General features: G+C 70.3%; 22 protein-coding genes and 1 riboswitch. Of the genes, 12 read left to right on the top strand and 10 right to left on the bottom strand.

Going from position 1 to position 21,815, the window contains the following annotated elements; translation table 11 throughout:
* Positions 1-99: 99 nt before the first annotated feature.
* Positions 100-780, bottom strand: coding sequence for a dethiobiotin synthase (gene bioD / locus ACFONC_RS00725; RefSeq protein WP_386741620.1), 681 nt, complete (start codon positions 778-780; stop codon positions 100-102).
* Entirely contained in the window at positions 777-1,511 is a 735-nt protein-coding gene (locus ACFONC_RS00720; protein WP_386741618.1) for a TMEM175 family protein, read from the bottom strand. The genes bioD and ACFONC_RS00720 overlap by 4 nt, the downstream gene beginning before the upstream one ends.
* 57 nt (positions 1,512-1,568) lie before the next feature.
* Between ACFONC_RS00720 and ACFONC_RS00715 the strand changes: the two genes are divergently transcribed.
* The 3 genes from ACFONC_RS00715 (at position 1,569) to btuB (ending at position 5,189) form a co-directional block, all read left to right on the top strand.
* Positions 1,569-2,051: a GAF domain-containing protein gene (locus ACFONC_RS00715; RefSeq protein ID WP_386741617.1), complete on the top strand. Its 483-nt coding sequence runs from the start codon at positions 1,569-1,571 to the stop codon at positions 2,049-2,051.
* Between the two features lie 138 nt (positions 2,052-2,189).
* Complete coding sequence (locus tag ACFONC_RS00710; RefSeq protein WP_386742185.1) at positions 2,190-2,537, top strand: TfoX/Sxy family protein; 348 nt, start codon at positions 2,190-2,192, stop codon at positions 2,535-2,537.
* A gap of 280 nt (positions 2,538-2,817) precedes the next feature.
* A riboswitch (cobalamin riboswitch) is annotated at positions 2,818-3,063 on the top strand.
* Positions 3,064-3,293: 230 nt separating this feature from the next.
* Entirely contained in the window at positions 3,294-5,189 is a 1,896-nt protein-coding gene (gene btuB / locus ACFONC_RS00705; RefSeq protein WP_386741616.1) for a TonB-dependent vitamin B12 receptor, read from the top strand.
* Between the two features lie 168 nt (positions 5,190-5,357).
* Here the strand turns inward: btuB and dinB are convergent, their stop codons facing one another.
* From dinB to ACFONC_RS00685, 4 genes are all read right to left on the bottom strand, one after another.
* A complete protein-coding gene (dinB, locus tag ACFONC_RS00700; RefSeq protein ID WP_386741615.1) occupies positions 5,358-6,449 on the bottom strand; it encodes a DNA polymerase IV in 1,092 nt (363 codons plus the stop codon).
* Positions 6,450-6,598: 149 nt separating this feature from the next.
* Positions 6,599-9,298 (bottom strand): bifunctional acetate--CoA ligase family protein/GNAT family N-acetyltransferase, encoded by a 2,700-nt coding sequence (locus ACFONC_RS00695; RefSeq protein ID WP_386741613.1) that lies wholly within the window; start codon positions 9,296-9,298, stop codon positions 6,599-6,601.
* Between the two features lie 58 nt (positions 9,299-9,356).
* Positions 9,357-10,109 (bottom strand): anti-sigma factor family protein, encoded by a 753-nt coding sequence (locus tag ACFONC_RS00690; protein WP_386741612.1) that lies wholly within the window; start codon positions 10,107-10,109, stop codon positions 9,357-9,359.
* Entirely contained in the window at positions 10,106-10,618 is a 513-nt protein-coding gene (locus tag ACFONC_RS00685) for a sigma-70 family RNA polymerase sigma factor (protein ID WP_386741611.1), read from the bottom strand. Before ACFONC_RS00685 ends, ACFONC_RS00690 begins: the two co-directional genes overlap by 4 nt.
* Before the next feature lie 169 nt (positions 10,619-10,787).
* Here ACFONC_RS00685 and ACFONC_RS00680 point away from each other — a divergent pair, with 169 nt between their 5' ends.
* The 6 genes from ACFONC_RS00680 to ACFONC_RS00655 all read left to right on the top strand — a co-directional run bounded on the left by ACFONC_RS00680 (position 10,788) and on the right by ACFONC_RS00655 (position 15,676).
* Positions 10,788-11,918 (top strand): catalase family peroxidase, encoded by a 1,131-nt coding sequence (locus ACFONC_RS00680; protein ID WP_386741610.1) that lies wholly within the window; start codon positions 10,788-10,790, stop codon positions 11,916-11,918.
* Positions 11,915-12,466 (top strand): cytochrome b, encoded by a 552-nt coding sequence (locus ACFONC_RS00675; protein ID WP_386741609.1) that lies wholly within the window; start codon positions 11,915-11,917, stop codon positions 12,464-12,466. The genes ACFONC_RS00680 and ACFONC_RS00675 overlap by 4 nt, the downstream gene beginning before the upstream one ends.
* 106 nt (positions 12,467-12,572) lie before the next feature.
* Entirely contained in the window at positions 12,573-13,130 is a 558-nt protein-coding gene (locus tag ACFONC_RS00670) for an NADPH-dependent FMN reductase (RefSeq protein ID WP_386741608.1), read from the top strand.
* 154 nt (positions 13,131-13,284) lie between these two features.
* Positions 13,285-13,611, top strand: a complete 327-nt coding sequence (locus ACFONC_RS00665) for a helix-turn-helix domain-containing protein (RefSeq protein WP_386741607.1) — start codon at positions 13,285-13,287, stop codon at positions 13,609-13,611.
* 13 nt (positions 13,612-13,624) lie between these two features.
* Positions 13,625-14,902 carry a type II toxin-antitoxin system HipA family toxin gene (locus ACFONC_RS00660; RefSeq protein WP_386741606.1) on the top strand — a complete coding sequence of 426 codons (1,278 nt, stop codon included), beginning with the start codon at positions 13,625-13,627 and terminating at the stop codon, positions 14,900-14,902.
* 126 nt (positions 14,903-15,028) lie between these two features.
* Positions 15,029-15,676, top strand: coding sequence for a 2-hydroxychromene-2-carboxylate isomerase (locus tag ACFONC_RS00655; protein WP_386741605.1), 648 nt, complete (start codon positions 15,029-15,031; stop codon positions 15,674-15,676).
* A 110-nt stretch (positions 15,677-15,786) separates the two neighbouring features.
* Here ACFONC_RS00655 and ACFONC_RS00650 read toward each other — a convergent pair whose 3' ends face one another.
* Positions 15,787-16,677, bottom strand: a complete 891-nt coding sequence (locus ACFONC_RS00650; protein ID WP_386741604.1) for a LysR family transcriptional regulator — start codon at positions 16,675-16,677, stop codon at positions 15,787-15,789.
* A 134-nt stretch (positions 16,678-16,811) separates the two neighbouring features.
* Here ACFONC_RS00650 and ACFONC_RS00645 point away from each other — a divergent pair, with 134 nt between their 5' ends.
* Both ACFONC_RS00645 and ACFONC_RS00640 read left to right on the top strand, forming a co-directional pair.
* Complete coding sequence (locus ACFONC_RS00645) at positions 16,812-17,411, top strand: NADPH-dependent F420 reductase (protein WP_386741603.1); 600 nt, start codon at positions 16,812-16,814, stop codon at positions 17,409-17,411.
* 93 nt (positions 17,412-17,504) lie between these two features.
* Positions 17,505-18,245 (top strand): SDR family NAD(P)-dependent oxidoreductase, encoded by a 741-nt coding sequence (locus ACFONC_RS00640; protein ID WP_386741601.1) that lies wholly within the window; start codon positions 17,505-17,507, stop codon positions 18,243-18,245.
* Between the two features lie 89 nt (positions 18,246-18,334).
* Here the strand turns inward: ACFONC_RS00640 and ACFONC_RS00635 are convergent, their stop codons facing one another.
* Both ACFONC_RS00635 and ACFONC_RS00630 read right to left on the bottom strand, forming a co-directional pair.
* Entirely contained in the window at positions 18,335-19,621 is a 1,287-nt protein-coding gene (locus ACFONC_RS00635) for an arsenic transporter (protein WP_386741600.1), read from the bottom strand.
* 3 nt (positions 19,622-19,624) lie between these two features.
* The gene (locus ACFONC_RS00630) at positions 19,625-19,960 is read right to left on the bottom strand and encodes an ArsR/SmtB family transcription factor (RefSeq protein WP_386741599.1); all 336 of its coding nucleotides are present in this window, start codon (positions 19,958-19,960) and stop codon (positions 19,625-19,627) included.
* A 17-nt stretch (positions 19,961-19,977) separates the two neighbouring features.
* Here ACFONC_RS00630 and arsH point away from each other — a divergent pair, with 17 nt between their 5' ends.
* On the top strand, positions 19,978-20,700 hold the full coding sequence (gene arsH / locus ACFONC_RS00625) for an arsenical resistance protein ArsH (protein WP_386741598.1): 723 nt from the start codon (positions 19,978-19,980) through the stop codon (positions 20,698-20,700).
* A gap of 35 nt (positions 20,701-20,735) precedes the next feature.
* Here arsH and ACFONC_RS00620 read toward each other — a convergent pair whose 3' ends face one another.
* On the bottom strand, positions 20,736-21,791 hold the full coding sequence (locus ACFONC_RS00620) for an NAD(P)-dependent alcohol dehydrogenase (protein WP_386741597.1): 1,056 nt from the start codon (positions 21,789-21,791) through the stop codon (positions 20,736-20,738).
* Positions 21,792-21,815 lie beyond the last annotated feature (24 nt).

Genomic DNA, 21,815 nt, shown 5'->3' with positions numbered 1-21,815 from the left:
GAAGAGGCGCCGGCAGGTGGGGGAACCTTCAGGGCAATTCCTATACCCGCCAGTGTAGCATCGCCACCCGGGTGCCTTACGTGCCGGAAGTCAGGATTTTCAGCCTGGCATCAGCCTGTCTGTGCACAAGCGCGGCGCCAGGGCGACGGCGTCCGGCTCCCACGGCAGGCGGCCCAGGCACGGCGCCGGCAGGCGCAGGCGCAGGGCGTCGAAGTTCTGGTCACGGCGGTCCATGTCCGGGTCGACCTCGCTGGCGATCCAGCCGGCCAGTCGCGCGCCGTCGGCTTCGATCGCCCGCGCGCTGAGCCGGGCATGGTTGAGGCAGCCCAGGCGCAGGCCGACGACCAGCACCACGGGCAGGTCCAGTGCGCGCACCAGGTCGATCTGGTCGAGCGTGGCGGTCAGCGGCGCCAGCCAGCCGCCGACGCCTTCGACCAGGACGAAGTCGGCCTGCGCGGCCAGTCGCGCGTGCGCGGCGAGGATCGGCGGCAGCGCGACCTCGATCCCCGCGTCTCGCGCGGCGAACTCCGGCGCGACCGGCAGCGGCAGCGCGAACGGATTGACGTCGTCGTAGGCCGGGCGCGGATCGCTTGCGGCCTGCAGCGCCAGCGCGTCGTCATTGCGCCAGCCCTCGCCGGTACGTTCGCAGCCGCTGGCCAGCGGTTTCATGCCGACCGCGCGCAGGCCGCGCGCGCGCAGCGCATGCAACAGCGCCGCGCTTGCGGTGGTCTTGCCGGCTCCGGTGTCGGTGCCGGTGACGAACACGCCCGCCGCGCTCACGCGCCTGCCTGCCGCGCAAGCGCGCGGCGATGCGCCCCCGCCTCGACCACGCCGGTCAGGCCGAGCAGCGCGTAGAGCACGCCGGACACGCCGATCAGCTGCGGCGCGTGCCGCGGCGTCCACAGCGCCAGCACGACGGACAGCGTGGCGATGACCACGAAGTAGACGTAGATCGCCAGTTCGCCGATCGTGCGCGCACGCTCTTCGCGATCCAGCCCGATCGCTTCGCGCCGGCGCCAGGCATGCGCGTAGAGCCCCAGCATGCACAGCGACATCATCGCGAACGCCAGCCCGTACACCAGGAACATGAAACCGACGTCGGCCACACTCTCGATCTGCATCGGCGACGGCAGCCAGCCGTCGGTGATCCAGGCGAAGAACACGCCGAACTGCAGCCGCAGCGGATACACGTACACCAGCACCACGAACACCAGCAGCAGGCTGAGCGTGGTGCTGGTGCCGTCGTCGAAACCGTAGCGCCGGCTCCAGCGCGCGTGCGCGGCCCAGAACATCGCGATCATCGCGAAGCACGCCGCGAACGACGGCACCGCCTTGAGCGCGACCACCAGCGCGGCGCGGCTGTCGGGGATCGCGTCGATGGAAATCACCAGCAGCGTCACCGCGAACGCGAACGCCGCATCGACGAAGGCCTCAAGCCGCGTGACCTGGCGGCCACGGTGCATGAAGCCGTCGGCCATCCTCGGCACGCGCGCGTCGCCCGGTTCGCTCACGGCACGCTTCCCCCACGCGAGTCCGGGACGATGGCCGCCACTGCTAGACTGCAAGGCATGTTCACGACGCACAGTCTAAGCGGCAGCAAGCCCGAACAGTATGCGCAGCTTGCCGAGCAGGCCCGCGCGCTGGTCGCCGGCGAGCGCGACCGCATCGCCAACGCCGCCAACCTGTCCGCGCTGGTCTACCACGCCCTGCCGCGGCTCAACTGGGTCGGTTTCTACTTCTTCGACGGCACCGAACTGGTCGTCGGACCGTTCCAGGGCCTGCCGGCCTGCATCCGCATCCCGCTCGACAAGGGCGTGTGCGGCGCGGCCGCCAGCAGCGGCGACACCCAGCGCGTGGCCGACGTCAATGCGTTCGACGGCCATATCGCCTGCGACTCGGCGTCGCGCTCCGAACTGGTGGTGCCGCTGTACCGGAACGATGCGCTGGTCGGCGTATTCGACCTCGATAGTCCGGATCCGGGCCGTTTCGACGTTGTAGACCAAGGGGGAATCGAGGAAATCGCACGTATCTACGTGCAATCACTGGGGTAAGCGACAGATGAAGCTGCGCATGATCGGGCGGGACACCGCCACACCCACGCGGCAAGACCATCCGGTTGGATACAGGGCGAACGGCCGCGCCGCCGCGCCGGCGACAGGGGCAGGCCCGTGAGCACGCCGCCGCTGAAGATGCGCAACATCGGCCCGAAAAGCGCCGCATGGCTGCGCCAGGTCGGCCTGCGCACGCCCGAGGACCTGGCCGAAGCCGGCCCGCTGGAAGCCTTCATGCGCGTCAAGCGCGCCGGCTTCAAGCCCAGCCTCAACCTGCTGTACGCGCTCGAAGGCGCGCTGCAGGACTGCCACTGGCAGGAAGTGCCCGACGAACGCCGCGTCGAACTGGTCGAACAGGCCGAAGCGGCGATTGCCGGCCTGCCGCCGCCGCGCAACCGCCCCCCTGCCGGACCGGTGACCACGACCGTGATGCAGCCCGACGACGACATGCCGTCGCCGAAGCTGTTCGACGAGAGCGACGACTGACCCACACGTCGCTGCTTTTGTAGGAGCGGCTTCAGCAGCGAGCTCTTGCTCCCCCCCTGCGAAGGCAGGGGGGGAGGAGGCGCGTTTGCGAGCCATTGGCTCGCGCGCCGAACGAACGCACGCCAGCTGTGCTGGCGGGCCGGACGGGTTGGGGGGGGTGTCTTTGGGATCAGCGCGAACCGTGAGCACCCCCTCCCAGCCTCCCCCTGCCTTCGCAGGGGGAGGAGCCAGAACACAAGAACTCGCGGCTGAAGTCGCTCCCACAACGGTACATCGCGTACAATCCTCCCCGCTTCGCGGTGACCCGGCGGCATCCGCCAACGGGTTGAAACGGGAAGCCGGTGAAGTCCGCGGCGCACGCACGCGCCACGACCATTCCGGCACTGCCCCCGCAACGGTAAGCGAGTTCGCGCCAACGCATCCGCCACTGTCCAGGCCCGCAACGGGGTCCACGGGAAGGCGCCGCGGCCGGAGTCCTCGACTCCCACTCGCAAGTCCGGAGACCGGCCACGGAGCAAGGGTCCATCGACCCTGTCCGATTGTGATGCGGAGGGCATCGCGGCGGCGATGCCGGCGCGTGCCCCACGCCGACTCCGCAGCCACCGCCCACCACACTGCAAACGGATGCGAGTGCTTCGCAGGCGGTCGTGCGCATGCACGCTTTCCCCGCGTGGCGCCCGCGAAGGGCCCGCGCATGTCGCGCGGGCTTCCACCTTGTTTCGCGTGCGTGGGTGCGCGCGAAGGAGAAGCGTCCCGATGCAGTCCCGTATCCTCGCGCTGGCAGTCGCCGGCATCCTGTCCGCTCCCCCGCTCGCCCTCGCCGAAGGCGCCGCCGCCACCGACCTGGACGAAGTCGTGGTCACCGCCACGCGCACCGAAGTGGCACTGGCCGACAGCCTGTTCCCGGCCCAGGTCATCGACCACGACGAGATCGTGCGCAGCCAGGCGCGCAGCCTGACCGACCTGCTGCGCGGCCGCGCCGGCATCGACATCGGCAACCAGGGCGGGCCGGGCAAGCTGAGCAACGTGTTCATGCGCGGCGCCGAGGCCGACCAGGTGCTGGTGCTCATCGACGGCGTGCGCGTGGGCTCGGTCAGCGCCGGGCTGACGGCGTTCCAGGACCTGCCGGTCGACCAGATCGACCGCATCGAGGTCGTGCGCGGCCCGCGTTCGAGCCTGTACGGCTCGGAAGCGATCGGCGGCGTGATCCAGATCTTCACCCGCCGCGACGACGGCGCGTTTTCCCCGCGCATGCGCGCCGGGATCGGCAGCCACGGCCTGCGCGAAGCGAGCGCCGGCATTGGCGGAGGCGGCGAGCGCGGCTGGTTCGGCGCGGACGTTGCATACCAGCGCACCGACGGTATCAACGCCTGCCGCGGCACGGCTTCCGCGCCGGGCGCGCCGTTCGGCGCCGGTTGCTTCGTCGACGAGCCCGATCGCGACGGCTACCGCAACAGCTCGGTCAACCTGCGCGGCGGCGTGCGGTTGGGCGAGACGCTGGAGCTGCAGGGCAACGCGCTGCGGGCCGAGTCTCGCAACGAGTTCGACGGCAGCTTCCAGAACCTCGCCGAGAACGTGCAACAGGTCCTCGGTGCGAAGCTGGCCTGGACGCCGACCGAGCGCATCGACATCACCGCGCAGCTCGGCCGCAACGACGACCGCTCCGAGAATTTCCTCGACGACCACGCCGGCAGCCGGGTCGACACCGGCCACTTCTACACCAGCCGCGAGACCGCCTCGCTGCAGGCCGATTTCGCCGTCGATGCACGCAACCTGCTCAGCGCCGGCGCCGACTGGCAGCACGATGCAGTGGAAAGCAATACCGCGTTCGACGTCACCGAGCGCGACAACACCGGCGTGTTCCTCGAATACCAGGGCAAGTTCGGCGCGCACCGGCTGCAGGCCAGCGTGCGCAACGACGACAACGAGCAGTTCGGCAGCCACACCACCGGTGGCATCGGCTACGGGCTGGCCTTCGGCGACGACTACCGCCTCACCGCGAACTACGCCACCGGCTTCAAGGCGCCGACCTTCAACGACCTGTACTACCCGTTCTTCGGCAAGCCCGACCTGCGCCCCGAGGAATCGAAGGGATACAACGTCGGCATCGCGCAATACGCGCAGCGCTACAGCTGGACGCTCAATGCGTACGAGACCCGCATCGACGACCTGATTTCCTACGACTCGTCGATCTTCCTGCCCAACAACATCGACCAGGCGCGGATCCGCGGCGTCGAGCTGACGTTCGACACCACGCTGGCCGGGTGGGACCTGTCCATGCAGCTCAGCCACACCGACCCGCGCAACCGCACCCGCCGCAACCCCGACGGCAGCGACAACGCCAACCGCGGCAACCTGCTGGCACGCCGCGCGCGCAACACCGGGCGCGTCGACGTCGACCGGGCAATCGGCGCGTTCGCCTTCGGCGCCAGCCTCAAGGGTGCCAGCCACCGCTTCGACAACGCGGCCAACACGGTGCGCCTGGGCGGCTACGCGACGTTCGACCTGCGCGCGTCGTGGACGCTGCATCCGGACTGGACGCTGGAGGCGCGCGTGGACAACGCCTTCGACCGCGATTACGAAACCGTGGCCTGGTACAACCAGCCCGGCCGCGAATACGGGCTGGCGCTGCGCTGGGCGCCGGTGCGCTGACCCACGGCGCCGCGCCTGCGCTTGCGGGCGCGGCTTCGGCCGCGGGCTCTTCTCCCGGGACATCGCCGCGCCGATGCCTGCGAGGAACGGCAGGGATGCCACCCGCCGACGTCGCCACGGATCCGGCGCGTCGGCGAAGAGCCCGCGGCTGAAGCCGCGCCCGCAGGGCTACATTTCTTCGTTCGCGGGCGGCAGGCCGTCTTCGAACAGGCTGCCCTGGCCGTCGCCGTCCTCGCGCTCGCGGAATCCCGATACGCCGACGCCCACCAGGCGGTAGCGCGTCGACGCTGGCAGGCCGACGCGGTCGCGCAGCGACAGTGCGATCGCGGTCAACTCTTCCAGCGAGGCAGGCGGCGTTTCCGGGGTGAAGCTGCGGGTCAGGATGCGGAACTGCGCGGTCTTGAGTTTCAGCACGACGGTGCGACCGACACGCTCGGTCCTGCGCGTGGCCAGCCAGGTCTTTTCGGCCAGGCGGCGGATGTCGGCCTCGAATTCGTACAGCAGCAGGTCGCGCTCGAAGGTGTCCTCGGCCGAGATCGACTGCACCGGCTGGTCCGGCTGCACCGGGCGTTCGTCGATGCCGCGGGCGCGCAGGTGCAGGCGCGCGCCGAAGCTGCCGAAGCGCGACTGCAGCTCCTCGACCGGATGCATGCGCAGGTCGCCGACGGTGGCGATGCCCAGGTCGGCGAGTTTCTTCTGCATCACCTTGCCCACGCCGGGGATCTTCGCCACCGGCAGCGGCGTGAGGAAGGCCTCCACCTGCGACGGCTTGACCACGAACAGGCCGTCGGGCTTGTTCCAGTCCGAGGCGACCTTGGCCAGGAACTTGTTCGGCGCCACCCCGGCCGAGGCGGTGAGCGAGGTCTCCTCGCGGATCTGCGCGCGGATCGCCTGCGCGGTGGCGGTCGCGCTGGGCGAGGGAATCTTGGGATCGGTGACGTCGAGATACGCCTCGTCCAGCGACAGCGGTTCGACCAGGTCCGTGTGGCGCAGGAAGATCTCGCGCACCTGTTTCGACACCGCCTTGTAGCGCGCGAAATCCGGCGCCACGAACACCGCGTCCGGGCACAGCCGCTCGGCGCGCACCGCGGGCATCGCCGAACGCACGCCGAACACCCGCGCCTCGTAGCTGGCCGCGCACACCACCGAACGCGCCCCGCGCCAGGCCACCACCACGGGCCGCCCACGCAGGGACGGATCGTCACGCTGCTCGACCGACGCGTAGAACGCGTCCATGTCGACGTGGAGGATCTTGCGCATGTGCCGATTATCCCGCGGAAGCCGGAAGCCGGAAGCCGGAAGCCGGAAGCCGGAAGCCGGAAGCCGGAAGCCGGAAGCCGGAAGCCGGAAAGGCTCCTCGCCTTTGCCCCCTTTGAAAAAGGGGGTATGGGGGATTTGCTCCGCCGCTCCTACGAAACTTTCCGCCCCACCGGCAACGTCACCAGCATCACCGTCGCATCCTCCGGATCCGGCACCACCTCGAACCCCAGCTGCCGGCACATCGACAGCATCGTGCTGTTCTCGCGCAGCACCTGGCCTTCGATGACATTGAGCCCCAGCCAGCGCGCGACCTCGATCATCGCCTGCATCAGCTGCCAGCCCAGGCCCGCGCCCTTGAGATCGGAGCGGACCATGATCCCGTACTCGCCGCGGTCGTAGTTGGCGTCGGCCAGCAAGCGCACCGCGCCGAGCATCTCGCCGCTGGCCGCGTCGATCGCCACCAGCGCCATCGAGCGCGCGTAGTCGAGCTGCACCAGCCGCGCGATGAAGTCGTGGCTGAAGTCGCGCACCGCGCGGAAGAAGCGCAGGCGCAGGTCCTCCGCGCTCACGCGGGCGAAGAAGGCGCGGAACATCGCGTCGTCCTCCGGCCGCACCGGGCGCACGAACGCCTCGCGTCCATCGGCGAGGACGATGCTGCGCTCCCATTCCTTCGGATACGGCAGGATCGCAAAGCGCGGATGGCCGCGGCCGCGGTGCAGCCGCCGCGACGGCGCCACCGCCACCCGCGCATCCAGCGCGGCCACGCCGTCGGCGTCGACCAGCAGCGGGTTGATGTCCAGCTCGCGCACGGCGGGGATGTCCGCCGCCAGCTGCGCCAGCTTGACCAGCACCAGCGCCAGCGCGCCTTCGTCGGCCGCGGGCACGTCGCGGTAGGCCTTGAGGATGCGCGCCACGCGGGTGCGGCCGACCAGTTCGTGCGCCAGGCGCAGGTCGAGCGGCGGCAAGGCCAGCGCCTTGTCGTCGATCACCTCGACCGCGGTGCCGCCGCTGCCGAACACGATCACCGGGCCGAAGACGGCGTCGTCGGCGATGCCGGCGATCACCTCGCGCGCCTTCGGCCGCCGCACCATCGGCTGCACCAGCACACCGTCGATGCGCGCATCGGGATGGCGGGCGCGGGCGCGATGCAGGATGTCCTGCGCAGCGGCGCGCACGGCCTCCGCGCTGCCCACGTCCAGGCGCACGCCGCCGACATCGGACTTGTGCACGATGTCGGGCGACAGCAGCTTCACCGCAACGCTGCCGCCGTCGGCAAGCAGCGGCGCGGCGACGCGCGCCGCCTCGTCCGCATCGGCCGCCGGCAGCGCACGGACGAAGGCGATGCCATAGGCCGCGAGCAAGCGCGCCACGGCGTCGGGGTCCAGCCATTCCCGCCCGCTGGCGAGGGCGTCGGCCACCACCGCCTGCGCGGCGGCGCTGTCGACGGCGAAGTCCTCGGGCAGGCTCGGCGGCGTTTCCATCAGCGCCTGCTGCGCCTCGCGATGGCGCACCAGGTACATGAAGCCGCGCACCGCTTCGGCCTCCGAGGCGTAGGTCGGCACGCCCGCGGCATTGAGCGCGGCCGTGGCCTGTTCGTCGCCGCCCACCCACACCGCCAGCACCGGCTTGCGCGCGCCGCCGCGCCGCGCTTCCAGCGCACGCGCGACCGCTTCGGCGGTCTCGCGCGGCGGCGACAGCACCGTGGGCACGTGCATCGCCAGCACCGCGTCGCCGTCGCGGTCGGCCAGCAGCGCCTGCAGGCCGGCGAAATAGCGCCCCCCGTCGGCGTCGCCGAGCATGTCGACCGGGTTCGTCCGCGACCACCCGCGCGGGAACGCGGCGTCGAGCGTTTCCACCGCCTGCGCCGACAGCCCCGCCGGCACCCCGCCCAGATCGACCAGCCGGTCGAGCGCCAGCAGCCCGGTGCCGGCGCCGTTGGTCAGCACCGCCAGCCGCTTGCCGGAGGCGTTGCCCAGGTGCGACAGCGTTTCGGCCGCGGCGAACAGTTCGTCCAGCGCATGCACGCGCAGCAGGCCTGCGCGGCGGAAGGCCGCGTCGTAGGCGGCATCGGGCGTGGCCAGGCGGGCGATGTGGGTCTGCGCATCGGCCGGCGCGCGCACGTGGCGGCCGGGCTTGACCACCACCACCGGCTTGCCGCGCGCCGCCGCACGCGCGGCCGAGAGGAACTTGCGCGCATCGCGCACGTGCTCCAGGTACAGCAGGATCGCGCGGGTGTGGCGGTCGACCGCAAAGTAGTCGAGCAGGTCGGCGAAATCGACGTCGAGCGCGTCGCCCAGCGCCACCACCGCGGAGAAACCGATGCCGCGCGGGCGCGCCCACTCCAGCACGCCCGCGGCCACCGCGCCGGACTGCGACACCAGCGCCAGGTCGCCGGCCAGCGGCCGGTGCGCGGCGAAGCTGGCGAACAGGCGGGCATGCGGCGCAACCACGCCCAGGCAGTTGGGGCCGACGATGCGCAACCCGCGCGCGCGCGCCACGGCGGCCAGCGCGGCGTTGTGCGAATCGGGCCCGGCGCCCATGCCGCGGGTCAGCACGATCGCCGCGCGCGCGCCGCTGTCGGCCGCGGCGGTGGCCACCGCCGCCACGTCTTCCGGTGGCGCGGCGATCACCACCAGTTCCGGCGCGAACCCCAGCGCGTCGAAGCGGCGCGCGGCCGCGATGCCGTCGATCTCGCGGTAATGCGGATTGACCAGCCCCACCGGTCCGGCAAAGCCGCCCTCGCGCAGCTGCTGCAGCACCAGCCGGCCCAGCGAACGCGCGCGCGGACTGGCGCCGACCACCGCCACCGACGCCGGCGCGAACACGGACTGGAGCGCGTAGGTGCTCATCGAACCCCTGCAGGCAGGCCAGCGGCGACCTTAGCACCCGGCAACGCAGGCGCCGGCCTCACACCGCAGGCGGAATCGCCTCCTGCACCGCCCGCGTGCGCGGGTCGTCGGCGCGCCCCACCACCGCGAAGCCGTAGCCGTTGCGGTACCAGTAGCGCAGCGCGAGGCCATCGTCGCTGCGGCTGCCGCGCGCATCGGCGAAGCGGCTGCTGGGCCGCACGTAGAAACTGATCCGGCTGCCGTCGCGGTCCTGGTACATCAGCATCGCCGCGGCGCCGTCGGGCGTGGCGAGCATGCGTCCGCCGAGCAGGGTGAAGCCGTAGGACTGCAGGTCCGGCAGCGACATCGGCCGGCCAAGGCGCGCGGACAGCCATGCCTGCAGTTCCGGCCCGTGGCTGGCGTCCATTTCGACCGGGCGCGTGCGGTCGGTGGCGAAGATGCGATAGGCCGCGACCGCATCGCCCATCGGCGGCGCCGCGGCGGCGACGCGTGCGGTTTTCATCTGCCAGCCACCGACGCCGCCCAGCCCCAGCGCCAGCACCAGCGACGCGCACAGCGCGAGTCGGCGCCGTGCGCGCGTACGCCGCGTGCGCCGGATCGACACCGGGTCCAGTCGTGCCTGTGGCGGCAGCGACAGGCCGCCGGCCAGCGCCGCGCGCAGGCCGGCCGCGTCGCGCTGCCACTGCGCCACGCGCGCGGCCAGCGCCGGCTGCGTGGCCAGGCAGGCTTCGACATCGCGGCGCTGCGCCTCGTCCAGCTGGCCGTCGACGTAGGCCTGCAGGGTGTCGTCGTCGGGCATGGTGTCGTTCATCCGATCCTCCGCAGCCGGGCGCCGCCGGGTTCGTCGCCGGTGAGCTTGCGATACGCGGCGCGCGCGCGCGACAGGCGCGACATCACCGTGCCCACCGGCACGCCCAGCGCCTGCGCGGCGTCCTGGTAAGGCAGCCCTTCCACCACGACGAGCAGCAGTACGGCGCGATGGTCGACGGCCAGCGCGCCGAAGGCCTCCAGCGACGAGCGCGCCACGAAGGTCTCTTCTGCCGACGGCACCGCACCGGGGTCTCCGCCGAGCATCGCCAGCACGTTGCGCCAGCGCCCGGCGCGGCGGCGCTGGTCGAGGAACTGCCGGTGCAGGATCGCGAACAGCCAGGCCTTCAGGCTGCCGTCGCCACGGCGCGTGGACCAGCGCGACAGCGCGCGCTCCAGGCTGGCCTGCACCAGGTCGTCGGCCTCGGCGGCATCGCGCGACAGCCACAGCGCGAAGCGCCGCAGCGAGGGCAGCAGCGCGCGCAGTTCGTCGTCGTCGATCGTGTTGTTCACGTGGTCATCGGTCCCGGCGCGGGGGCGCTTCTGGATTGGTCGCAGGGTACGACGCACGGCGGCGGCGTTTATTCCCTGCGCGTGAACGGCGCGCAACGCCGTGGACACCGGGGGAATAAACCGGTGGCCGGCGCGTCCCACGGCCATCGAACGCCACGCAGGAGCCAAGATGTCGCCGTCCTTCCCTTCCCCGCAATCGCGGCGCCGCCTGTGGCATCGACGGCGTCGGTTGATCATCCGCTACGGCGCGATCGCGCTGACCGTCGGCGGCCTCGCGCTGGCCTTCGCCTGGACCGCCGGCTGGCTGTCACCGTCGCGCCTGTCGGGCGCCGATGTCGCCGACGTGCTGGAACGCCACAACGGCGACCACCCCGGCTTCCGCCGCGCGCACGAGAAGGGCGTGTGCGTGGTCGGCCATTTCGACAGCAACGGCCGCGGCGCGACACTGTCGAAGGCGGCGGTGTTCGCACCCGGGCGCACGCCGGTGTTCGGCCGCTTCGCGCTGGCCGTGGGCACGCCGCATGCGCCCGACGGCGTGCCCGCGCCGCGCAGCCTTGCCCTGGACCTCAGCGCGCGCGACGGCAGCACCTGGCGCACGGCGATGAACAGCGTGCCGCTGTTTCCGGTGGGCAACGTGCGCGATTTCGTGGCCCTGCAGCGCGTGACCACGCCCGACCCCGCCACCGGCAAGCCCGACCCGGCCAAGGTCGCCGCGTTCATGGCCGCGCACCCGGAAACGCGCGCCTTCAACGCGCTGATGGCGACGCGCCCGATCCCGTCCAGCTTCGCCAACGGCAGCTACCACTCGATCAATGCGTTCCGCTTCATCGCGGCCGACGGCACCGCGCGCGCGGTGCGCTGGTCGCTGGTGCCGGAAGCGGCGTTCGCGCCGCTCGACCGCAGCCGCTTCGACGCGATGAACGCGCGCGACCGCGACTTCCTGTTCAACGACCTGTTCGCGCGCGTCCGCCACGAACCGCAGCGCTGGCACCTGCTGGTGACCGTGGCCGAACCCGGCGACCGCACCGACAACGCCACCGTGCAGTGGCCGGCCACGCGCAAGCAGGTCGACGTCGGCACGCTGGTGATCGAACGGGCACTGCCCGAACCCACCGGCCCCTGCCGCGACGTCACTTTCGACCCGCTGCTGCTGCCGCCGGGCATCGCCGCCTCCGACGACCCGTTGCTCGCCGCGCGCTCGGCGGTCTACGCCGCCTCGCTGCGGCGCCGTTCCGGCGAAGGCCCGCATCCCGGCGCACCCGGCGCGCCCGCCCCCACCGCACAGGAGTCGCAGCGATGAGCACGCCCACCGCCCCGTTCCACGCCAAGGCCCGCCTGCTGCACTGGCTGATGGCGCCGCTGGTGGTCGCGATGCTGTTCATCGGCATCGGCATGCTCTCCACCACCGAATCCGCGTACGCGCTGCTGCTGGCGATCCACAAGCCGCTGGGCGCCGCGATCCTGGTGCTGGTGCTGCTGCGCATCGCCGTGCGCCTGCGCCACCGGCCGCCGCCGCTGCCCGCCGACCTCCCCCCGCTGCAGCGGCGCGCGGCCGCCCTGTCGCACTGGCTGCTGTACGCGCTGATGCTGCTGATGCCGCTCAGCGGCTGGGCGATGCTGTCGGCGGCGGGCTATCCGGTCACGCTGCTGGACGGCCTGCAGCTGCCGCCGATCATGCCGCGCGACGCGGCGCTGTTCGCCACGCTGCGCGGCGCGCACCACTGGCTGGCGCTGCTGCTGTTCGCCACCTTCCTGCTGCACCTGGCCGCGGCGCTGTTCCACGGACTGGTGCGGCGCGACGGGGTGCTGGCGAGCATGGCGCCGTGGCGGCGGCGCGGCCGCCACTGACCTCGGCCCACGCTGTCACGGCCACTCGCACGGCGTGTGCGACGGTGCGAGGATCACGACAGGTCGCGCACGACGCGCGGCCACTGGCAAGCGGGGAGTGCGTTCCATGGCCAACATCGTCGGACTGTGCGGAAGCCTGCGGCGCGGTTCGTTCAATGCCGCGCTACTGCGTGCGGCCGCGGGGCTGGCGCCCGACGGCAGCCGCATCGATGCACGCACGCTGCACGGCGTACCGCTCTACGACGGCGACCTGGAAGCGGCCGAGGGCATCCCGCCGGCGGTGGCCGCGCTGAAGGACGCCGTCGCCACGGCCGACGGCCTGCTGCTGGTCACGCCCGAATACAACAACGGCATCCCGGGCGTGTTCAAGAACGCGATCGACTGGATGTCGCGCCCGGCCGCGGACATCGCCCGGGTGTTCGGCGGCAAGCCGGTGGCGGTGATCGGCGCCTCGCCCGGCGGCTTCGGCACACAGCTCGCCCAGAACGCCTGGCTGCCGGTCCTGCGCACGCTGGGCACGGCCCCGTGGTTCGAGGGCCGGCTGATGGTGGCGCGGGCCGGGGACGTATTCGACGCCGACGGCGGCATCGTGGATGCCGGCATCGAGCGGCGCCTGCGCGGGTTCGTGGCCGGCTTCTGCGCCCACGTGGATGCGGGCTTATGAAGTCTGTTAACCGGTTGGTTTCTACCTGTTCATCTTGAATATTGATGAAACGGAAGATATCTACCGGCCATGATGAGAAGATATCAGTCAATTCAATTGGTACTATTCGACCGGATTCATCCTTTCCCGCCCGCCGGGCAGACAGGTGTGCCGAATGAATAGCAGCCCCCCGGACATCGACGACCTGCAGGCCCGCCTTGGCGAGCAGCTCCGCCGCCTGCGCCTGGCCCGCGACCTCGACCAGCTGACCCTGGCCGACAAGGCCGGCGTGTCCGAAAAGGCGCTGCGCAACCTGGAGGCCGGGCGCGGTTCCAGCCTGTCGACCCTGCTGCAGGTACTGCGCGCGCTCGACCGCCTCGACTGGCTGGACACGCTGTCGCCGGTCGCCTCGGTCAGCCCGATGGCGCTGCTGCGCCAGCGCCCGGAGCGCGAGCGCCGCCGCGTCGGCCGCCCGCGCCGCAAGACCGCGGCGACGAAGTAGCCGGGAACCTGCCGTGGATACCTCCGTCATCGAAATCCGCATCTGGGACCAGCGCATCGGCGCCGTGGCGCCCGACCCGAAAGCCGGCTGCCACGCCTTCGAATACGACCCGGCCTGGCGCCGGCAGGGCATCGAACTCGCCCCGCTGACCATGCCCACCGACGCGGCGGAAGCGGTGTTCCTGTTCCCCGACCTGCCGCGCCACAGCTTCCACGACCTGCCGGGCCTGCTCGCCGACGCCCTCCCCGACGCCTTCGGCAACGCCCTGATCGACGCGTGGATGGCGCGCCACGGCGTGGCCGCCAGCGCCGTCACCGCACTCGACCGCCTGGCCTACATGGGCAAGCGCGGCATGGGCGCGCTGGAGTTCCGTCCCGCGCGCGGCTCGCACCGCGAAAGCGCCGAGCCGCTGCAGATGAAGTCGCTGGTCGAGGCTGCGCGCAGCGTCATCCAGGGCGACCTGTCCGACGACGCGCACGCGCAGGCCGCGCTGGCCAACATCATCCGCGTCGGCACCTCGGCCGGCGGTGCGCGCGCCAAGGCCGTGGTGGCCTGGAACCCGGACACCGGCGAACTTCGCAGCGGCCAGTTCGAAGCCGCGTCCGGCTTCGAGCACTGGCTGCTCAAGTTCGACGGCGTCGGCAAGGACATGGAACTGGGCACCGGCGCCGACTACAGCCGCATCGAATACGCCTACCACCTGATGGCGCGCGCCGCCGGCATCGCGATGGAGCCCTGCCGCCTGCTTGAAGAGAACGGCCGCGCCCACTTCATGACCCGCCGTTTCGACCGCGACGGCAACCGCAAGCACCACGTGCAGTCGCTGTGCGCGATGCAGCACCTGGACTACAACCAGCGCGCCACCCACGCCTACGAACAGCTGTTCCTCGTCGCGCAGCAACTCGGTCTCGGCGAAGACGCGCATACGGAAATCTTCCGCCGCATGGCCTTCAACGTCATGGCCCGCAACTGCGACGACCACACCAAGAACCACGCCTTCCTGCTGCGCGAAGGCAGCCGCTGGGAACTCGCCCCCGCCTACGACGTCACCCACGCCTACAACCCGAACGGCGAGTGGACGTACCAGCACCTGATGGGCGTCAACGGCAAGTTCGACGACATCGCGCGCGACGACCTGATGGCGGTGGCCAGGCGCTTCGGCGTGGTCGGCGCGCGCGACGCGCTGGTACGGGTGCGCGATGCAGTCGGACGCTGGCCGCAGTTCGCGCACGATGCGGACTTGCCCGAAGCCGAAGCGCGCGCTGTCGGCGCGGATCACCGGCTGGCATGACGCCGATGCCGGTTCGAGGCGACTGCGACAACGTTGGCTCAAAGGCGGAGCAACAGCTTCGGGAGCGTCGAGTCCGGTAGTCTGTCCGGGACCGCATATTGCAGTGACCGGGGAAACTCCCAGGAAATGACCGGGATCAGCGACAACAAAAGCGTCGACTGGTACTTCGACTTCATTTCGCCCTTCGCCTACCTGCAGTGGCAGGCGGTCAAGCGGATGGAGGGCGTTGCCGTGACCTGTCGCCCCGTGCTGTTCGCCGGCCTGCTGTCGCACCATTCCCACAAGGGGCCGGCGGAAATCCCGGCGAAGCGGCTGTTCACCTATCGCCATGCGCTGTGGCGCGCCGATCGCGCCGGGATCCCGATGGCGTTCCCGCCGGCCCATCCGTTCAACCCGCTGGCGTCGCTGCGCCTGTGCATCGCCGCGGGTTCCGGCGCGGACGCGGTCGATGCGATCTTCGATCATGTCTGGCGGCAGGGTCGCCCGGCCGAGTCATTCGACGAGCTCGCGGAGGTGGCCTCGGGGCTGGGCATCGATGATCCCGTCGCGTTGCAGCGGCCCGGGGTCAAGCAGGCCCTGCGCGACAACTTCGACGCGGCGGTCCAGGCCGGGGTCTTCGGCGTGCCGACGCTGGTGACCGACGGTGAGCTGTTCTGGGGCGAAGATGCCACCGCGATGTTCCAGCATTATCTGGCCGACCCCGCGCTGTTCGCGACGCCGGAGATGCGCCGCCTGGCGGAGCTGCCGGTCGCGACCGCGCGCCGCCGGGACTGAGCGCCATCCCAGGATCCGATACCGCCCGTGCGCGTGCGTATCGGTTCGACCGGACCGTCAGCACCTGGCTGAGCGACAAACCATGCAGACAGCTGCAATCTGCATGAAAGCTAAGGTTTTCCAAGAATCTCGACCAGCCGCGATTCGCACGGTGAGAGATCGTATCCACGGCGCTGCGAGACCACGAACGTCAGCGGGCGGATGTGCCAGGCGCGACGTTCCAGTTCGACAAGCTGTCCGCCCGCCAAGTCATCGGCGACGAGGTGCCGCGGCAGGTGTCCCCAGCCAAGACCGGCCTTGAGCAGGTCGCGCTTGGCGCCGAGGTCATTGACCAGCCACTGGCGCTTGCCGGCAACGCCCTGCTGGGTCTTCTCCGCTTCGGGCTGGTTGTCCGTAACGACGACCTGGACATGCAGACCGAATTCGTCCGTGGGGATGGGACCCGTTACCGAAGCGAGTGCGTGGGACGGCGCGCATGTGGTCACCATCTCCGCCTCGCACAGCCAGCTGCGTTCAATGGCATCCGGGTTCACCTCCGGCACGTTCTCGATCGTGATCGCCAGGGCACACACCCTTTCGAGCACCAGGCTCTCGCCGCCCTGCATGGTCGTGATCCGCAGGTTGATCGCCGCGGTGGGGAACTCCGCCTGCAGCGCCCGCAAGCAATCGGTCAGGCGGGCGCGCGGGAAGTAGGCGTCGACCGCAACCGAAACCTGCGGCACGCCGGCGCTGGCGATCGCGCCGGCGCGGTTCTTCATTTCCTCGACGCGCGAGATCACCGCGCGCGCGTCGGGCAACAGGCTGCGCCCCGCCGCGCTGAGCTGCGCCTTGCGCGCGTTGCGCTCGAACAGTTCGACATCGAACGCGCTTTCCAGCGCCTTGACCGCGTGGCTGATGGCCGACTGCGCGCGCCCGAGTTTCCGCGCCGCGCCCGAGAAGCTTCCTTGTTCGCACACCGCGACGAACGCACGCAGCTGGTTGATGGTGACGTTGTCGAGCACGGGTTATCCAGAAAACTGATCGTATCCAGCGATGTTTCGTCAATTGTATTGATGCGTCAAGCGACCCAGATTGGTCGGGCAACGGGCCCGAACGGGCCAGACCACTCACTCCCCCGCTGAAAAGGATCATCGTCATGAGCTACGCAATCATCGGTTTCGGCTCCATAGGCCAGGCCCTCGCCGGCGCTTTCGCCCGCAACAATATCGAAGTCACCGTCGCCAGCCGGCGCCCACCCGAAGCACTGTTGCCGCAGGCGCAGGCGATCGGACCTCAGGTCATCCCCCGGACGCTGCAGGAAGCAGTCAAGGCGGACGTGATCCTCCTGGCCGTCCTGTTCAACGGACACCGGGACGTCGCCAAGGCCCTCCCGGATTGGCAGGGCAAGACGATCATCGACGCGATGAACACGAACGCCCCCGTCGAAGAGCTCGACGGCCTTCCGTCCACGGCCTTCGCCGCCAAGGCTTTCCCAGGCGCAAGGTTCGTGAAGGGCTTCAACCACCTGCTTGCACGCACCCTGGCCACCGACCCGAACGTGGAGGGCGGCCATCGCGTCGTGTTCCTGTCGAGCGACGACGAAGCTGCCGCGGCGCAGGTGGCGGACATTGCCAAGCGCCTCGGCTTCGCGCCCGTGAACCTCGGGAAGCTCGACGAGGGCGGCACGCTGGTGCAGGCGCGCGGCAAGACCTGGGGCCCGCTGATTTTCCAGGACCTGTTCAAGAAGGAGCCGTGAGCGATGCGTGGCCGTCACGGCGAGATCGTAATCGGCCCACAGCGTGGATCGCTGCTCCACAAGCACTGACTCCCCCAACGAAGAATCCATGAAATGACCACGAACAAACTCAATGGAAAAACCGCCGTGATTACCGGCGGCGCCACCGGCATCGGCATCGCGGCGGCAAAGCGCTTCATCGAGGACGGCGCATTCGTCTTCATCTTCGGCCGCCGGCAGGAAGCGCTCGACGCGGCCCTGGCCGAACTCGGACCCAATGCCCGCGCGGTACGGGGCTCGATTTCGGACCCGGCGGACCTCGACCGGCTTTACGCACAGGTGAAGGCAGAGCGCGGAACCCTCGACATCGTCTTCGCCAATGCCGGCACGGGAGGCGTGCTTGCGCTGGGCGAGATCACCGTCGAGCAGATCGACGACACCTTCGACACCAACGTGAAGGGCACGATCTTCACGGTCCAGAAGGCGCTGCCGCTGATGGGCCAGGGCGGCTCGATCATCCTGACCGGGTCGAGCGCCGGCACCACGGGCGCCGCGGCATTCAGCGTCTACAGCGCAAGCAAGGCCGCCGTTCGCAACCTCGCAAAGAGCTGGGCCGAGGACCTGAAAGGCACCGGCATCCGGGTCAACGTGCTGTCGCCCGGACCGACGGCGACCGAACTGGCGAAGGCAGCGGTGGGCGAGGAGGGCTTGAAGGTGTTCGCCTCGATGAATCCGCTCCAGCGCATGGCCGAACCGGCGGAAGTCGCGGCGGGGGCGGCCTTCCTCGCGTCGGATGACAGCAGTTTCATGACCGCCAGCGAGGTCGCCGTCGACGGTGGGCTGGCGCAGATCTGAAGCGCTACGCCCAGTCGGGGAAACAGGCCCACAGGCCGGGTTAGTGAAGCCAACCCAGCCTGCGTGGTCTCCCGGCTACGTCGTGCCGATCAAGCAAGACTCAACCGCAGCGCCAACGCCGCCAGGGTGACGAGCAACACGGGAAGCGTCAGCACCACGCCGATCTTGAAGTAATAGCCCCACGTGATCCGGATGTTCTTGCGTGCCAGCACGTGCAGCCAGAGCAGCGTGGCCAGGCTGCCGATCGGGGTGAACTTCGGGCCCAGGTCGCTGCCGATGACGTTGGCGTGGATCATCGCCTCGCGCACGATGCCTTCCGCGTGGCTGGCGTCGATGGAGAGCGCGCCGACGAGCACCGTCGGCAGGTTGTTCATGACCGAAGACAGGAAGGCGATCAGCAGGCCCGTCCCGAACGTGGCGCCCCACACGCCGTATCCGGCGAACAGGTCCAGCAATGCCGCCACGTGGTCGGTCAGGCCCTCGTTGCGCAGGCCGTAGACGACTAGGTACATGCCCAGCGAGAACACCACGATCTGCCACGGCGCTTCCCGGATCACCTTGCGGGTCGATATCCGGTGTCCGCGCGCCGCCACGCCCAGCAGCACCAGCGCGCCGGCGCCCGCCACCGCGCTGATGGGCACGCCGATCCGCTCCAGGCCGAAGAATCCCACCAGCAGCAGCGCCAACACCACCCAGCCCGCGTTGAAGGTCGCGGTGTCGACGATTGCCGAGCGCGGCGCCTTCAACCCGGCAGCGTCATAGCGGCCCGGGATGTCGCGGCGGAAGAACCACATCAGCATGCCCAGCGACGCGGCGACGGCGACGAGGTTGACCGGCACCATGACCGACGCGTACGCGGCGAAGCCGATGTCGAAGTAATCCGCCGACACGATGTTGACCAGGTTGGACACGACCAGCGGAAGGCTGGCGGTGTCGGCGATGAAGCCGGCCGCCATCACGAAGGCCAGCGTGGCCGCCGGGCTGAACTTCAGCGCCAGCAGCATCGCGATCACGATGGGCGTGAGGATCAGCGCCGCGCCGTCGTTGGCGAACAGCGCCGACACCGCGGCACCCAGCAGCACCAGCAGCGCGAACAGCCTGCGCCCGCTGCCCCTGCCCCAGCGCGCCACGTGCAGCGCGGCCCATTCGAAGAAGCCGGCTTCGTCCAGCAACAGGCTGATGACGATCAAGGCGATGAAGGTGAAGGTGGCGTTCCAGACGAAACCCCAGACCGTCGGGATGTCCGCCACGGCCACCACGCCGGTCAGCAGGGCCAGCACGGCGCCGGACATGGCGCTCCAGCCAACCCCGAGGCCCTTCGGCTGCCAGACGACCAGCACGATCGTGGCGACGAAGATCAGCGATGCCGTCAGCATGGTTCAGGCCCTGGGTTTCGAACCCGCCGCGCCGGGCGCGCAGGCCTCGTCCGGCGAGCCCGCGCAGCAGTTGTGGGTCAGGTAGGCGACGAGCCCGTTCATGGCATCGAACCGGGCGCGGTAGCAGACGTTGCGGCCGCGGTTCTCGTTCTCGACCAGGCCCGCATGCACGAGTTCCTTCAGATGGAAGGACAGGGTGGCGCCGGGCACGGCGAGCGCTTCGGCGATTTCGCCGGCCATGCGGCCGTCGGGGCCGGCCTCGACCAGCAGCCGGAAGGCGGCAAGCCGGGTCGCGTGGCCCAGCGCCGTGAGCGCCGCCATTGCCTGTTTCGTTTCCATGATTCTAGAATAGTCGAATGGATATCAAGCAGCAAACATCCCAACTCCCCGACCTCCCCCATCTGGCGACCGGACTGTTGCCGGCCCCCCGGCACGACGTCCTCGGCACCGACGGCGGCACGCACGCACCCCGCATCCTGCTGCTGTACGGCTCGCTGCGGCCGCAATCCTACAGCCGCAAACTGGCGCTGGAGGCCGAACGCATCCTGCAGCACCTCGGCGCCGAGACCCGGATGTTCGACCCGCGCGACCTGCCGATGCTGGACAGCGTCGGCAGGGACCACCCGAAGGTGCGGCAGCTGCGCGAGTGGTCGCAGTGGTCCGAAGGCCAGGTCTGGGTCTCCCCGGAGCGGCACGGCACCATCACCGGCGTGTTCAAGAACCAGGTCGACTGGCTCCCGCTCGAGGACGGCAGCGTACGTCCGACCCAGGGGCGCACGCTGGCGGTGATGCAGGTCTCCGGGGGTTCGCAGTCGTTCAACGTGGTCAACACCCTGCGCGTGCTGGGGCGCTGGATGCGGATGGTGACCATCCCCAACCAGTCATCGGTCGCCAAGGCCTGGCAGGAGTTCGACGACACCGGGCGCATGCGCCCGTCGCCCTACTACGATCGCGTGGTGGACGTCATGGAGGAACTGGTGAAGTTCACCCTGCTGGTCCGCGGGCGCAGCGGCTACCTGGTCGATCGCTACAGCGAACGAAAGGGCTCCGACGAGGCCCGCCGCCTGGCCAGGCCGTAAGCTGGGCTGGCGGGGCCAACCCAGCCTGTGTCTGCCTACGCGGCGGTTGCCAGCGACGCGTTGTCGATCACGAAGCGGTACTTCACGTCGCCCTTGAGCATGCGTTCGTAGGCGGCGTTGATGTCATCGGCGCGGATCATCTCGATGTCGGCGACGATCCCGTGCTCCGCGCAGAAATCCAGCATCTCCTGCGTCTCGGGGATGCCGCCGATCAGCGAGCCGGCCAGCGAGCGGCGCTTCATGATCAGGCTGAAGACGTTCGGTGACGGGTGCGGCGTGGCCGGCGCGCCGACCAGGGTCATCGCACCATCGCGTTTGAGCAGCGCAAGGAAGGCATCCAGGTCATGCGGCGCGGCCACGGTGTTGAGGATGAAGTCGAAGCTCTTGCGGTGCGCGGCCATCTCGTCGGTGTTGCGAGAAACCACCACCTCGTCCGCGCCCAGCGCCAGCGCGGCCTCGCGCTTCGACTCGGACGTGGTGAACGCCACCACGTGCGCGCCCAGCGCATGCGCGAGCTTGATGCCCATGTGCCCCAGCCCGCCGATGCCGACCACGCCGACCTTCTGCCCCGGCCCCACCTTCCAGTGGCGCAGCGGCGACCAGGTGGTGATGCCCGCGCACAGCAGCGGAGCCACGGCCGCCAGCTGGTCCTCGGGATGGCGCACGCGCAGCACGTAGCGTTCGTTCACCACGATCTGCTGCGAGTAGCCGCCCAGCGTGTGGCCGGGCGCGTCGGGCGTGGGGCCGTTGTAGGTGCCGACCATGTGGTCGCAGTAGTTCTCCAGCCCGTCCGCGCACTCGTCGCAACCGCGGCAGCTGTCGACGATGCAGCCCACGCCCACCAGGTCGCCGGGCTTGAAGCCGGCCACGTCCCCGCCAACCGCCGACACGCGGCCGACGATCTCGTGGCCCGGCACGCAGGGGAACAGGGTGCCGGCCCACTCGGAGCGCACCTGGTGGAGGTCGGAGTGGCACACGCCGCAGAAGGCGATGTCGATCTGCACGTCGTTCGCGCCCGGCGCGCGGCGCGTGATGCGCATCGCTTCGAGCGGCTTGTCGCCCGCATGGGCCCCGTAGGCGTGGATGGTCATGGCAATTGTTTCCTCGAATCGGAT

The sequence above is a fragment of the Luteimonas soli genome, from assembly GCF_042648865.1.
Lineage (GTDB): Bacteria > Pseudomonadota > Gammaproteobacteria > Xanthomonadales > Xanthomonadaceae > Luteimonas > Luteimonas soli.
The sequence above is the reverse complement of the archived record's forward strand: the minus strand, read 5'-3'. Positions and strand labels throughout refer to the sequence as shown.